11 protein-coding genes and 1 pseudogene are annotated in these 14,058 nt (G+C 44.0%); 10 read left to right on the forward strand and 2 right to left on the reverse strand.

The genetic code is table 11. The features are described from left to right. Positions 1-10: 10 nt before the first annotated feature. The 10 genes and pseudogenes from urtC (at position 11) to JMV76_RS00990 (ending at position 9,380) form a co-directional block, all read left to right on the forward strand. Positions 11-1,081 carry an urea ABC transporter permease subunit UrtC gene (urtC, locus tag JMV76_RS00945; RefSeq protein WP_201501299.1) on the forward strand — a complete coding sequence of 357 codons (1,071 nt, stop codon included), beginning with the start codon at positions 11-13 and terminating at the stop codon, positions 1,079-1,081. Continuing rightward, the gene (urtD, locus tag JMV76_RS00950) at positions 1,081-2,037 is read left to right on the forward strand and encodes an urea ABC transporter ATP-binding protein UrtD (RefSeq protein WP_201501300.1); all 957 of its coding nucleotides are present in this window, start codon (positions 1,081-1,083) and stop codon (positions 2,035-2,037) included. Before urtC ends, urtD begins: the two co-directional genes overlap by 1 nt. 63 nt (positions 2,038-2,100) lie before the next feature. After that, the gene (gene urtE, locus JMV76_RS00955; protein ID WP_201501301.1) at positions 2,101-2,799 is read left to right on the forward strand and encodes an urea ABC transporter ATP-binding subunit UrtE; all 699 of its coding nucleotides are present in this window, start codon (positions 2,101-2,103) and stop codon (positions 2,797-2,799) included. 44 nt (positions 2,800-2,843) lie between these two features. After that, positions 2,844-3,833 carry an urease accessory protein UreD gene (locus tag JMV76_RS00960; protein WP_045454657.1) on the forward strand — a complete coding sequence of 330 codons (990 nt, stop codon included), beginning with the start codon at positions 2,844-2,846 and terminating at the stop codon, positions 3,831-3,833. Between the two features lie 150 nt (positions 3,834-3,983). Then, a complete protein-coding gene (gene ureA / locus JMV76_RS00965) occupies positions 3,984-4,286 on the forward strand; it encodes an urease subunit gamma (protein ID WP_045454654.1) in 303 nt (100 codons plus the stop codon). A 74-nt stretch (positions 4,287-4,360) separates the two neighbouring features. Continuing rightward, the gene (ureC, locus tag JMV76_RS00970) at positions 4,361-6,493 is read left to right on the forward strand and encodes an urease subunit alpha (protein ID WP_201501302.1); all 2,133 of its coding nucleotides are present in this window, start codon (positions 4,361-4,363) and stop codon (positions 6,491-6,493) included. Positions 6,494-6,567: 74 nt separating this feature from the next. After that, positions 6,568-7,116: an urease accessory protein UreE gene (gene ureE / locus JMV76_RS00975; protein ID WP_201501303.1), complete on the forward strand. Its 549-nt coding sequence runs from the start codon at positions 6,568-6,570 to the stop codon at positions 7,114-7,116. Continuing rightward, a complete protein-coding gene (locus tag JMV76_RS00980) occupies positions 7,109-7,906 on the forward strand; it encodes an urease accessory protein UreF (protein WP_045454652.1) in 798 nt (265 codons plus the stop codon). Before ureE ends, JMV76_RS00980 begins: the two co-directional genes overlap by 8 nt. A 38-nt stretch (positions 7,907-7,944) precedes the next feature. Beyond that, positions 7,945-8,597 (forward strand): annotated as a pseudogene (gene ureG, locus JMV76_RS00985) (urease accessory protein UreG). 105 nt (positions 8,598-8,702) lie between these two features. Then, the gene (locus JMV76_RS00990; RefSeq protein WP_045454647.1) at positions 8,703-9,380 is read left to right on the forward strand and encodes a HupE/UreJ family protein; all 678 of its coding nucleotides are present in this window, start codon (positions 8,703-8,705) and stop codon (positions 9,378-9,380) included. 292 nt (positions 9,381-9,672) lie between these two features. Here the strand turns inward: JMV76_RS00990 and JMV76_RS00995 are convergent, their stop codons facing one another. Both JMV76_RS00995 and JMV76_RS01000 read right to left on the reverse strand, forming a co-directional pair. Further along, positions 9,673-12,216 (reverse strand): ESPR-type extended signal peptide-containing protein, encoded by a 2,544-nt coding sequence (locus JMV76_RS00995; RefSeq protein ID WP_201501304.1) that lies wholly within the window; start codon positions 12,214-12,216, stop codon positions 9,673-9,675. A gap of 444 nt (positions 12,217-12,660) precedes the next feature. Then, entirely contained in the window at positions 12,661-13,803 is a 1,143-nt protein-coding gene (locus tag JMV76_RS01000; RefSeq protein WP_201501305.1) for a M14 family metallopeptidase, read from the reverse strand. Positions 13,804-14,058: the final 255 nt, after the last annotated feature.

Below are 14,058 nucleotides of genomic sequence, written 5' to 3' on the forward strand. Positions count from 1 at the left end.
GGAGAACCTCATGCGTTTGACTCAATTATTATCTGATTCCCCACGTAATGCCATTCTGATTGGTTTGTGTTCTTTAGTGCTACTGATATTGCCTTGGCTCCATTTATTACCTGAAACCTCTAGTTTTCACCTGTCTGCTTATTGGATAACTTTGATTGGTAAAATAATGGCGCTCGCCATGGTAGCACTGGCTTTAGACTTGGTCTGGGGCTATGCCGGCATTCTAAGCTTAGGTCATGGTCTTTATTTTGCGCTAGGAGGTTATGCTTTTGGTATGTATTTGACGCGTGAAACTGCTGGCACAGACTTGCCAGACTTTATGCGTTTCTTAAGTTGGACAGAGCTACCGTGGTATTGGGCAGGCACTCAACATTTCTGGTGGGCGATGGCTCTAGTGGTGCTAGTTCCCGGTCTAGTCGCTTTTATCTTTGGCTATTTTGCTTTTCGCTCAAAGATTAAAGGGGTTTATTTTTCGATTATTACTCAGGCCATGACTTACGCGGCAGCCTTATTATTCTTCCGTAACGAAACAGGCTTTGGTGGTAACAATGGTTTCACAGGTTTTACTACGCTACTAGGTTATGACATCACTGCCTCTTCAACGAGGGCTGTACTGTGTTTTACGACTGCTTTGGCGCTGCTACTGTCATATCTTGGACTACGCTATCTGATGAGCCAGCCTTATGGGCGCGTGCTCGGTGCCATTCGTGATAGTGAAAATCGCTTGCAGTATTTAGGCTATCGCACGCTTTGGTACAAGCTTTCAGCTTGGGTATTGTCTGCAATAATAGCTGGTATCGCTGGTGCTCTATATGTACCGCAAGTTGGCATCATTAATCCAGGTGAGATGAACCCCGTCAACTCTATCGAGATGGCAGTATGGGTGGCTGCTGGAGGTAGAGGTTCATTAATCGGTGCCATTGTAGGCGCTGGTACAATTAATGTGATTAAAACGTATTTTACCGTCGCCTATCCGGAGTTTTGGTTACTTATTCTAGGTGGATTATTTGTGGTGGTTACTTTATTTCTCCCTAACGGCATCATTGGCGTACTTGATCGTTTTAAAAAGGAAAAAGAATAATGTTAATAACTAATGCTGCTACTTCCCAAAAAGTTACTAACGATACGCTTGTTAAAAACAATCCTAGTATCAATAATCCAATGAAAAAATCTAAAAATACACCACACATAACGGTCGCAGAAAACATGCCTACCCGACCAGTCACTACTTTGGCTGAAGATTACGGAGATAGCGGAGGCTTAGCGCATCCTGTTCCCAAATCAGGGCCAGATATGAGACATGGTATTGCGCTGTATTTAGAAGACGTTAGCGTGTGGTTTGACTCGTTCCGCGCACTCAATGATTTATCTTTATACATTGAGGCAGGCGAGCTACGCTGCATCATCGGCCCTAATGGCGCAGGCAAAACAACTTTAATGGATGTTATTACGGGTAAAACGCGCCCCACTAAAGGCAGTGCATTTTTCGGTCAAGTACATAATTTAGCCAAACTATCTACCGAAGAAATAGCGGAAGCAGGCATTGGCCGTAAGTTTCAAAAACCTACCGTATTTGAGAAATTTACCGTACTTGATAACTTAATGCTGGCTGCGCCAAAGGACAAACGGGTATCAAAGAGCTGGTTTACTCGTATTGACACAGAAATCCAAGATACCCTTGACTCAACGCTTGATCAAATACGCCTAAAAGAGCTGATTAACAAGCCAGCAGGATTATTGTCTCATGGTCAAAAGCAGTGGCTAGAGATTGGAATGTTACTGATGCAAAGACCAAAACTTATCTTACTTGATGAACCAGTAGCAGGCATGACCGATGCCGAAACTGAACATACCGCTGAGTTATGTCTACGCCTTAAAAAGAATCACACCTTGATCGTGGTTGAGCATGACATGACCTTTATTGATGCCATAAGTGAGAAAGTAACGGTTTTGGCAAATGGCGCTATTTTGGCTGAAGGCACGTTGAGTGAAGTACAGAATAATGAGGCCGTTATTGAGACCTATTTGGGTCGGTAATAAGCTCAGGTCGATAACAAATAGTAACACTTAGAAATAGACCTAAAAAATAGAGGTGCTTATATGTTAGAAATCAATGCCATAAATCAATATTACGGTGGCAGTCACATTTTACGTGATGTCACCCTCGCCGCCCCTGTAGGAGAATGTAGCGTGGTACTGGGTCGTAATGGCGTCGGTAAAACCACCTTGCTTAAATGCTTGATGGGCATCCTACCAATCAAATCAGGTGAGATTTTATTGGACGGTAAGGATATTAGTCAGATGACACCTGAGCAACGTGTGCGCGCAGGACTCGCTTATGTGCCGCAAGGACGTGATATATTTTCTACTTTGACCGTTGAAGAAAACATTCTGATTGGAATGGCGAAATTTTCTCAACGAAAAGCAAGTAAAGTACCCAAACCCTTGTATGATATATTTCCAGTGCTGGACGAGATGAAGCATCGCCGTGGTGGCGATCTATCTGGCGGTCAGCAGCAGCAACTCGCTATTGCTCGTGCGCTTGCATCAGAGCCTCGAGTACTAGTACTTGATGAGCCGACTGAAGGTATCCAACCGTCCATTATTAAAGACATTGGTAGAGTCATTCGTAGTCTTGCTAATAAAGGCGATATGGCAATTGTTTTAGTCGAGCAGTTTTATGAGTTTGCAGAAGAGCTTGCCGATAACTATACCGTGCTTTCTAGAGGACAAGTCGTAGCTCAGGGGGCTGGATGTGACATGGCAAAAAACAATATTCAAGAGTTGGTGGCAATCTAAAAGGAAACTTTATAAAAAGACACTTTATAAAAGGGAATACAATTTTGACTTGGCAATCCTCACTACAGCTCCATTTCGACTGCGCCTCTACTGCTGCAAAAACTCGGCTGTGTCATCGTGCCCATACTGGCGCACTCATGGTGCAGCGCGCGCTGTATCCTGAGCCTGATAGTACTGATAACAGCCAAGCAGGGATTTGCCATATTTATGTGTTGTATCCTCCTGCTGGTATCGCCGATGATGACCGCTTAACATTGGAGTTTAACCTACACTCTAATAGCCATGCGGTGATTACCACCCCTGGAGCCGGAAAATGGTACGGGCAACGCAAATCGTTGCGATCCTCTAGACCCAGCGACTCATCAAAATTTAACAACGGTACTCAATCGGCAAACAGCAACACTTCTAACGACTGTTTTAATGATGTTGTCAGCGCAGAACAGCATATCGACGCCCGCCTCGATGATCACGCTGTCCTTGAATGGCTACCTCAAGAAAGCATTTATTACGATTATTCCAACTCTAATGCCAATAGCCGCTTTTATTTAGCTAAGACAGCAAGTTTATTGACTTGGGATATTGCGGTATTTGGACGTCAAGCGTATCAAGAGACGTTTGCTAATGGTCATTATGCCAACCGCTTAGAGATATGGCGTGAGAGTAATTTATTGGTCAGCGAATGCACCTCCCAGCCAGCAAATACGCGCTGGTTTACCTCACCATTAGGACTGAATAATCAACATGTGCATGGCTCTTTTTGGGCAATACCTAGCACAGAGATCATTGCACCTGAGTTACAGAATAATCCGCTCAAGCTTGGTCAGTATTTAGATGCCACTATTACCGAGATACGCCATCTCATTGATACGCAGTCACTACCTATTCACTGTACTCACAATTTTCAAGGTATTAATTGCCGTTATTTAGGGGTAGATGTGCGTGCCTGCTTTGAGGCTTTTTACCAAGTCCGCGAGCTTATCAGGTCTAAATGGTACAAGCTTGAGCCTCATCGACCGAGAATTTGGGACACCTAATACCATGTGCTCCTGCATACTCTCATCCCTGAACAATGCTGAATCAAACCAGAATGACTCTACTTAGTACATTTAACTTAGCACCTTTACTTTATGAAGATTAAAAACGGTTCATAGTCTTTAAAGCACAATAATTATTAAGGAAGCTTTATGCAATTAAATCCTACAGAGAAAGATAAACTCTTACTATTTACCGCAGGCATGGTGGCGGAACGTCGTAAAAATCGCGGTGTAAAGCTCAATTATCCTGAGTCTATCGCTTACATTAGCATGTTACTAATGGAAGGCGCGCGTGATGGCAAAACCGTGGCGCAACTAATGAGTGAAGGATCCACTTATCTCTCTGCCGATGACGTCATGGAAGGCATTGCAGAGATGATACACGATGTCCAAGTTGAAGCCACTTTCCCCGATGGCACTAAGCTGGTGACGGTACATAACCCCATCGTATAGCTTGCTTGTTGTAAAGCCGTATAAAACGATATTGAACTAGAGCCATTGCCATAAGACGATTAAGGATAATAAAAATGACGATAAAAGCAGGCGAATATAATATTAAAGCAGGCGATATGGCTTTGAATGCTGGTCGATATGTTCAAACCATAACGGTAATCAATACTGGCGACCGCCCTATTCAAATCGGTTCTCACTATCACTTCTATGAAGTCAATGCAGCACTGAGCTTTGATCGAGAGTCGACGCTTGGCTATCGACTCAATATCCTATCTGGCACTGCGGTACGTTTTGAGCCAGGACAAGCGCGCGAAGTGGAACTGGTTGCCATCTCAGGTAGACAGCACATTTATGGTTTTTCAGGCGAGGTTATGGGCGTTGTAGACCCTAAAACCTCTCAAAACACCTCGAAAAAACGCATTGACCGACGTATCTATGCCGAGCATTTTGGCCCTACCACAGGGGATAAGGTACGCTTAGCCGATACGAATTTATGGCTTGAGGTTGAGTATGATTTGACCAGTCATATTGACCACCAGCCTGATATTGATAGCGTCAGCATTGGTGAAGAGGTCAAATTTGGTGGCGGCAAGGTAATCCGCGATGGGATGGGTCAATCACAGCTGCTGGGTGAGCAAATTGCCGATACTATTATTACCAATGCTTTGATTGTGGACTACAGCGGTATCTATAAGGCAGATGTCGCTATTAAGGGCGGTCGCATTAGCGGCATTGGTAAAGCTGGCAACCCTGATATTCAGCCTAATGTGACGTTACCTATTGGCGCGGCTACCGAAATTATCGCAGGAGAAGGTAAAATTTTGACTGCTGGCGGAATCGATAGCCATATTCACTTCATTGCACCTCAGCAATGTGAAACGGCGCTAATGTCTGGTGTGACTACGATGTTAGGCGGTGGTACGGGACCTGCTGAAGGTACTCTTGCCACTACTTGTACGCCTGGTGCCTATCATATTCACAGCATGCTAAAAGCCACCGACTCTATTCCGATGAATATCGGATTCTTGGGTAAAGGCAACGTCAGTTTACCTGCTCCCATTGTTGAGCAGATTGAAGCGGGTGCTATCGGGCTTAAGCTTCATGAAGACTGGGGCTCCACGCCCAAAGCCATTGATAACTGCCTTAGCGTGGCTGAAGAATATGATGTGCAAGTGGCCATTCATACTGATACGTTAAATGAAAGCGGCTATTTAGATAGCACTCTCGGCGCGTTTAAAGACCGCTGTATTCATACCTTCCATACCGAAGGCGCTGGCGGCGGTCATGCCCCAGATATCTTAAAAGCTATTGGCGAAACCAACGTCTTACCCTCATCAACCAACCCGACGCGCCCTTTCACCATTAATACCATTGACGAGCATCTCGACATGCTCATGGTTTGTCATCACTTAAGCCCAGCCATTGCTGAAGATGTCGCTTTTGCCGAGAGTCGTATTCGTAAAGAAACCATTGCCGCCGAAGATATTTTACAAGACATGGGTGCCATCTCCATGATGAGTAGTGACTCGCAAGCGATGGGACGCGTGGGAGAAGTCATTATTCGCACGTGGCAAACGGCTGATAAAATGAAAGCCCAACGCGGTCATCTGGCTCCTGATCAATCAGCTAAAACGGAGCAGTCCTTAGAAAATATCATGCTAAATCCCACTGACTCTAATAGCAGCAATGATAATTTTCGTATCAAACGCTACCTCGCAAAATACACCATCAATCCTGCCATCACTCATGGCATTAGTGACGAAGTGGGATCCATTGAAGTAGATAAATGGGCGGATTTAATTTTATGGTCGCCTGCATTTTTTGGCGTAAAGCCTGACCTTATCATTAAAGGCGGCTTGATTGCGACAGCGTCCATGGGCGACCTCAATGCTTCCATTTCAACCCCGCAGCCTGTGCACTATCGCAGCATGTTTGGTAGCTTCCCCAAAACAGTGGCGCAGACTTGTATCACCTTTATGTCAAGTGCTGCGATAGACAAAGGTGTTGATAGGCAATTAGGGTTAGAAAAGGTCATCAAAGCAGTACATAACATTCGCAAGGTACGCAAACAAGACATGAAATTCAACAGCTACTGTCCTAAGATGGAGGTTAACCCTGAGACTTATGAAGTGTACGCCGATGGTGAGCTGTTGACCTGTGAGCCTGCCGACTATCTACCGATGGCACAGCGCTATTTTTTATTCTAGCTGCTTTTTATTGTCGTGCTGATAATCCACCATCAGCTGTCAACCATCTACTTTAACGGACTATAAACATAATTATGAACATTTATACGCAACGTCTTGATCTATCAACCCTTAGCGCTGAACAACAGGCGATTATTGATAGGCAAAAACAGGCAGAAAACTTTTTATATTTAGATTTCGATACCCGTCAGCGTAGCCGTTTTAAAGCAGAAACACAGCACCACGCAATCATTGGTGTTGATTTACCACGTACGGAAACTATTAAGAATGGCAGTGTACTGGCAGACCATCAAGGCAACTTGATACAGATTATGGCCGCTAATCAAGCCTTAATCGAAGTGACTGCTGATAATGGTTTTGACCTTATGAAAGGCGCTTACCATTTAGGTAATCGTCATGTGCCATTAATGATTACAACTAAGGCCCTGTACTTTGAGCCTGATCATGTTTTAGAAGCGATGTTAAATCAACTTGGACTACATACCCAAGCCGTACAAGCGCCGTTTGAGCCAGAAACGGGTGCCTATAAAGGCAATCAAGGCGGACATTCTCACTCTCATGGTCATAGTCATCATGGTCACGACCATGACCATTCACATACCCACGGCAACTCTCATGACTAATCACGCCACACACTCACAGCAGACTACCTGTACCGCACAAGGTATAAATGATCTGAATAATACAGAAGTAACTGGACTTTTGTTCATTCTGGCGTCAAGTAACCTACCTATTGGCAGTTATACCTACTCGCAAGGCATCGAACCCGCTATTGAGGCAGGGCTGATTCATAATGAAAGCAGTAGTTTAGCGTTTATGAGTGATTATCTGGAGCTGGCATTATGTCGGTATGAGCTACCGCTACTGGCGCTTATGATTGAAGCACTTATGGTTGATGACGTTGCGCTTGCTGACGCTTTAGGTACAGATTACCATGCCAGCCGTGAAAGTAAAGAGTTTGTCTATGAGTCAAGCCAATTGGCTCTTTCTTTATCAGCATGGCTTGGTGATGTCCTTGAGCTCGACGTGCCTGACAGCTTACTTGCCCATGGATTTTTACCCCTCTTTGCCCATATCAGCTCGCACTGGCAGCTTAAGCCTGTACAAGCCTTGACCACCTACGCCTTTGGTCAAATCGAAAATATGGTGTTGGCTGCGGTCAAGACCGTACCGCTTGGGCAAATGGCAGGACAGCGCATTATTTGGCAGCTACAACAGTTATTAAGTCAGCAGATACAGGCATTGGCTGCCAACGTCAAGCAAAGATTTTTGCAAGTTCAAAATATGCCTTTAGAGGCTAACGTAAAGCTGAATCTACTTTATCAAAAGCTACATATGTCCGCTAACCTACCAAATTTAGCCATACTGTCTTGCCAGCATGAAAGGCAATACAGCCGCCTATTTCGCTCTTAATCGCTAATAAACACAACTCTCATCAAGGAACTTTATTTATGGCACTAACACCCAAAGTCGAAAACAAAAATTTAGAAACGACGCTCTCTCCGCTACGTTTAGGCATTGGTGGCCCTGTAGGCTCAGGAAAAACGGCATTGACGCTGAGACTATGTCAACGCCTGCGGGATGACATCAATATGGCAGTGGTGACCAATGATATTTATACCAAAGAAGACTCTGAATTCTTAACCCGCAATGAGGCGATGCCAGCTGAGCGCATTCGCGGTGTTGAAACCGGTGGCTGCCCGCATACTGCCATTCGTGAAGATGCCTCAATTAACTTATCTGCCATCGCCGAATTACAGCAGCAATTTGCAGGTCTTGAGCTCATTATCATCGAGTCTGGTGGTGATAATTTGGCAGCAACTTTTAGCCCTGAATTGTCCGACTTGACACTATATGTCATTGACGTGTCTGCAGGCGATAAAATTCCTCGTAAAGGCGGCCCTGGTATCATGAAATCGGACTTGCTCATTATCAATAAAACCGACCTTGCCCCTTTCGTAGGCGCGTCACTTGAGGTAATGGCACATGATGCCAAAAAATGCGCGGTGATAAGCCTGTGGTATTCAGCAACATGAAAACAGGCGAAGGTCTTGATGACATTGTTGCTTTTATCTTAGATAAAGGCATGTTAAATGTGGCGTAGAATGCCTTAGGTAATGGCATTAATAAGTGCTCTACAAACCGCTGATGGATCAGTGGATTATGAGTCAGTTTTTATATCGATTTGTTTATTTATTAAGGATTTATCATGACAACAGACACAGCCAAAACGATGACACGCAAAAACCTCTTCCAAAAAACCACCATAATCAGTGGCTTAGCGCTGTTATCGTTACTACCAACACTCGCGTTTGCTCACCCTGGGCATGGCTTGATGGCAGCAGATGGCTCATTTGGCCTTTCAATATTGTCTGGTATGTTGCACCCTTTAACTGGGTTCGACCATCTGATGTTAGCGCTGGGCATGGGGATGCTATTTACTCAAATGCACAGCTTTAAAAAAGGCTTTGTAGCACTGTTAATTGGTCTAGTAACAGGATTTTTACTGAGTTTAAGTGTGAGCTTGAATAGCCTGTTTATTGAATACGGTATTCTACTCTCTATCGTACTCCTGACCATGGCACTTATGAGCCGCTACTTTAATGTAGCATTGAATCAAAACCACGAGATGTCCGTCAAAACCGTGTATAAATTCTTAATCATTGGCTTTGGTGCGCTTGCTATGTTCCACGGTGCTGCTCATGCAATCGAAGTGCCTGCAAACAGTAATACCGCTGGCTTCTTTACGGGTATGATTGTGGCCATGCTAGGTCTATATACTATCGGCAAAGGATTTGCCACTTATCTAAACACTCACCTGCAAGACAGCTTGATTATTCAACGTGTTATAGCTGTTGTCGGTTTATGCGGTGTGCTGTTAGGGTAACTTTGTTAATTTATACACAGAGTTATTGAACACGGTAGTAAGTTGAAGTGTAATGCACGCAGGTGACATTATCTAAATTGCCTTGTGACATTGCCTTATGCCCCTGAGCTTATGACAGCTCTTAAAGAAACTCTTAAAGAAATAAGGCCGCGCAAGCACCGCTTAGCTCACAGCAGGATTAGCATTCAAAAAGGTTTGGGCTATAAGAAGCTTTAGATAATAAGTATGAAATGGTCATCAGAAAAAAAGGACAAATTAATGTCCTTTTTCTGGCTTTTGGTTTACTCAATGCTTACCAGCTAAAGCCCATACCCATGCCACCAGAGTTCTCATCTTTCGTGAAAGCACCACCGAGACTAAAGCTGGTATTGGGATTAATGACACGCTGATACCCCAATGAGACCGCTTGCTCGGAGCCCTGAAACCCTGCGCCCACGCCTATACGGTTCTTACCTTGTAAACCTGACGTGCTGGTTGCCATGTTTAACATCGCAGCACTCATCGCACCTTGACGATCAAAACGATCATCAATTTCCTTAAAGCGCTGTCCATTGTCTTGCAGATAATTTTGAATAGAGTCATTTAGAGCATTAAATTTAGTATCAGTATAAGTGTTCGAGGTTTCGATAGCGCTTGTTTTTGCGTCTTGTAACTGACTGACATTGACTGCGTCATTATCAGCGGTACCATTAGCAACATTGATAATCTGACGTTGGTTAAGATCCGAACCAACCGACACTGTGTTTTCACGGTTAGAGCTAGAGACATTGCCGAGTACCACGGCGTTTTTTGCAGTAGTATTGACATTATTACCGAGCACAAAAGTATTGTCGCCAGACACGGTATTATTATTGCCCATACTATAGCTGTTATTGCCACTGACCGTACTTGGATCGCCAATCGCACCTGAATGATTTCCAGTCACTTTATTACCAGTGCCAATGCTGATAGCTTGCTCGCCGATTGCTTGAGCACCATCTCCCATTGCAATAGATTGCTTGCCCTGCGCCGCCGCATTAGCGCCTAAAGCCATTGCGTTGTCTCCACTAGCAATCGCTTCTGCAGACGTACCACCATTGATGCTTAGGTATTTATGCTGTGCAGCAATGTCCTGTTTAACGCTCAATACCTGATCATTCGTATAAATTTGTGACGATGCTAGAGTCTCGGTGGCTTTGCCATCGGTGTAGCCTTTCGATGCGGTTAAAGTTTCAGTTGCTTTGTCGTCGGTGTAACCTTTTGATGCGGTTAAAGTTTCAGTTGCTTTGTCGTCGGTGTAGCCTTTTGATGCAGTCAAAGTCTCGGTTGCTTTGCCGTCGGTATAACCTTTTGAGGCAGTTATAGTTTCGGTTGCTTTGTCGTCGGTGTAGCCTTTTGATGCAGTCAAAGTCTCGGTTGCTTTGCCGTCGGTATAACCTTTTGAGGCAGTTAAGGTTTCGGTTGCTTTGTCGTCGGTGTAACCTTTTGATGCGGTTAAAGTTTCAGTTGCTTTGTCGTCGGTGTAGCCTTTTGATGCAGTCAAAGTCTCGGTTGCTTTGCCGTCGGTATAACCTTTTGAGGCAGTTAAGGTTTCGGTTGCTTTGTCGTCGGTGTAACCTTTTGATGCGGTTAAAGTTTCAGTTGCTTTGTCGTCGGTGTAGCCTTTTGATGCAGTCAAAGTCTCGGTTGCTTTGCCGTCGGTATAACCTTTTGAGGCGGTTAAAGTTTCAGTCGCTTTGTCGTCGGTGTAACCTTTTGATGCGGTTAAAGTTTCAGTTGCTTTGTCGTCGGTGTAGCCTTTTGATGCAGTCAAAGTCTCGGTTGCTTTGCCGTCGGTATAACCTTTTGAGGCGGTTAAAGTTTCAGTCGCTTTGTCGTCGGTATATCGTTTATTTACCGCATCTGTATCATTTATTGCATCTGCCACGTTAGTGATACGTTTTTCGAAACCCTTGCTACCAACTGAAATCGTATCCCTTTCATCTGCAATGGAGAAACTACCGATGGCGGTTGCGCCTGTCGCAGTGGCTTGGCTATTACTGCCAAACACGCTGCTGTCTGTACCTGATGCGGTATTCTGATAACCAACTGTAATACTATAGTCACCCTCTGATGTATTTTCAAAACCGACGGCACTACTGTCCTCACCTGATGCTGTATTATTATAACCGACGGCACTGCTATTTACATTCGAGGCGGTGTTTTTATAGCCAATTGCACTGCTATTTATGTTCGATGCCGTGTTGTTATAACCAAATGCACTACTATAACCCTCTGATGCGATATTATTAGAGCCTACCGCACTGCTATTGATACGCGATGCGGTATTGTTATAACCAACGGCACTACTGTACTTAACTGATGCTTCATTATTAGCACCTAACGCACTACTATAATCACCTGATGCTGCATTAGTATAACCAACCGCACTGCTATAAATACCCGAAGACTCATTAGAAATACCTGTTGCGCTGCTATAACTGCCCTTTGCTTTATTTGCATAGCCTAGCGCAGTAGCTTCACTCAATGCTTCATTATCAATACCTAAAGCACTGCTATTGAGACCGTCTGCTGCATTATTTATTCCACAGGCTAGTGCAATTACACCTGTTGCTGTACTTCCTCCAGAGACAGGATCCGTTACGCATACCACGCCTGCCCACACTGTAGAGCCACTGATCGCTGCAATACTGAAGGCAAGCCCTTTCACAGTCAACATCTTATAGTTATTTGAGCGAGCTATCAGGGCGATAGTGCCAGTCGTGCCGCTGGTCTTACCAACGCTCTTGGTATTTTCAGACACCACCACTATACAACCTAGTGATTGACTCCAAATCTTTTTAAATACTTTATTCATAGCTCGCTCCATAAGTCCAAAAACTACTCGTTGATAAAATCAAGGCTATCTATGTCACTTACATTAACCATGCTCGTAAATGACAGCTGTCACTTATTAAAGCACAAAGCTAACATACCTGTATATTTACATTAAAGGATATTTAATCTTCAGAGCTGTCTTAGATAAGCAAAATAATCTGGGATAGTTTTATGGAGAAATAGCATTATGAGTAAGATTCGCCTACCCAAACGCTCACAGCACAGTTAGCACAACGATTGTTATATCGGTAAGAGTGAGCGCGTCCGGTAGGATTGCAAGTGCCGTTATGGCACTCGCAAGGTCTGGCAGCAGATCAACCTGATGGCGTATCTAAGGAAATTTGGCATGGCATAGAGAATGTTGAACAAGCAACCATTGAGTAGATGGACTGATTTCATAACCCAAACAATCTACCTAAATGATTCACTCACGTAAATCATCCACGACTGCCAACATAGCCACTAATGAGGCTTCCCCTAACTTCATAGAGCGCTCTGGTGACCAACCTGTATCCGCATCGGGGACATTATTGTTATCTATAAATGGCATCTCCAAGGTATTGGCAAGGCAGTCAAAACGTTCGGCAACCCAGTGAGTCGCAAGCGTCATATTCGCTGTACCCGGTGCATCAACGTCATAGCCCTCTTCCGTCTGAAAGTCAGCACTGGCAATCTTTAACACTTCTGAGAATCTATCACGTAGACGCGCGAGGCGGTCGCTATAATTTGGCGTACCCTGCGAGCCAGCAAGGAATACAAAAGGTATTTCTTCATCACCGTGTACATCATAAAATAGATCAACACCCGTTTCTTCCATTTTATTAATGACATGAAAGACTTCAGGGCTGGTTTCCAAATTTGGATTTGACCAAGCACGGTTTAGGTTAGTCCCAACTGCGTTGGTACGCAGATGACCTCTCACGCTGCCATCTGGGTTCATATTGGGCACGATGTAAAAGTTAGCTTTATCTAATAATAATTTACCCGTGGCATTATCACCATCTAACAGGCTATGCAGTAGACCATCGACCAACCATTCAGCCATCGTTTCACCAGGATGTTGACGTGCCGTAATCCAAATATTGCGTTTAGGCGCATCATTATTGCTAGCGCCATCACTAATTTTGACTAAGGTTAAATCGCGATTATCAAGGGTTTCTCCCAAATGCTCTAACGTCACTAATGGATGCATTTGCACCGCTGCTAATAAATCTTGATGACGCTCATCACTGTAAGGGGCAAAAAACGCAATTTGAATGGTTTCACATTCCAACTCTGCCGTTATGGTTAACTTTCCGTCTTTATAAGAGGTGGGTAGACGAAACCAATAGTCGCGATCGTACGACGCCACCGCTTGGTAATTCTCCCACCCTGCAGGGAATGCTGCATCCCCTGCATTCAGAATATTGAGCACATATTGCTCGCCAACCTGACCTGTCAGGCGAAAATTAAACCACTGAAAAAACTCGCCACCGACGTCCGGACGAATAGCCAATTGGACATTTTTTTTATCTTCTAAATTAATAACCTCAATATTACCAGCATCGAAATTAGCAGTGATATGCATAAATTTTCCTTAATTGTTTTTAGATATCTTAGTGAGTATCTGTAAAATACTTGAGCATAAACGATTAAAAACAAGCAGGATAGAGACGCTAACAAATCATCTTAAAAAATAGTAAAAATAATGATTAATAGTTGTAGCATCGCTGCTTTTTTTAATTAAAAGAACGTAAAAACATTCCAAGCATTATGACAGACATAGCATTAGCTAATTTTTTATATTTATCACATTGCTGAATGAATGTGTCAGATTTTGGAT

The organism is Psychrobacter cibarius (genome assembly GCF_904845955.1).
Lineage (GTDB): Bacteria > Pseudomonadota > Gammaproteobacteria > Pseudomonadales > Moraxellaceae > Psychrobacter > Psychrobacter cibarius_B.

Excerpts from the sequence above, each read along its gene's own strand:
- urtC (WP_201501299.1), top strand. The coding sequence starts at position 11 with ATGCGTTTGACTCAATTATTATCTGATTCCCCACGTAATGCCATTCTG.
- JMV76_RS00995 (WP_201501304.1), bottom strand. The coding sequence starts at position 12,216 with ATGAATAAAGTATTTAAAAAGATTTGGAGTCAATCACTAGGTTGTATA.
- JMV76_RS01000 (WP_201501305.1), bottom strand. The coding sequence starts at position 13,803 with ATGCATATCACTGCTAATTTCGATGCTGGTAATATTGAGGTTATTAAT.
- ureE (WP_201501303.1), top strand. The coding sequence starts at position 6,568 with ATGAACATTTATACGCAACGTCTTGATCTATCAACCCTTAGCGCTGAA.
- urtE (WP_201501301.1), top strand. The coding sequence starts at position 2,101 with ATGTTAGAAATCAATGCCATAAATCAATATTACGGTGGCAGTCACATT.
- ureA (WP_045454654.1), top strand. The coding sequence starts at position 3,984 with ATGCAATTAAATCCTACAGAGAAAGATAAACTCTTACTATTTACCGCA.
- ureC (WP_201501302.1), top strand. The coding sequence starts at position 4,361 with ATGACGATAAAAGCAGGCGAATATAATATTAAAGCAGGCGATATGGCT.
- JMV76_RS00990 (WP_045454647.1), top strand. The coding sequence starts at position 8,703 with ATGACAACAGACACAGCCAAAACGATGACACGCAAAAACCTCTTCCAA.
- urtD (WP_201501300.1), top strand. The coding sequence starts at position 1,081 with ATGTTAATAACTAATGCTGCTACTTCCCAAAAAGTTACTAACGATACG.
- JMV76_RS00980 (WP_045454652.1), top strand. The coding sequence starts at position 7,109 with ATGACTAATCACGCCACACACTCACAGCAGACTACCTGTACCGCACAA.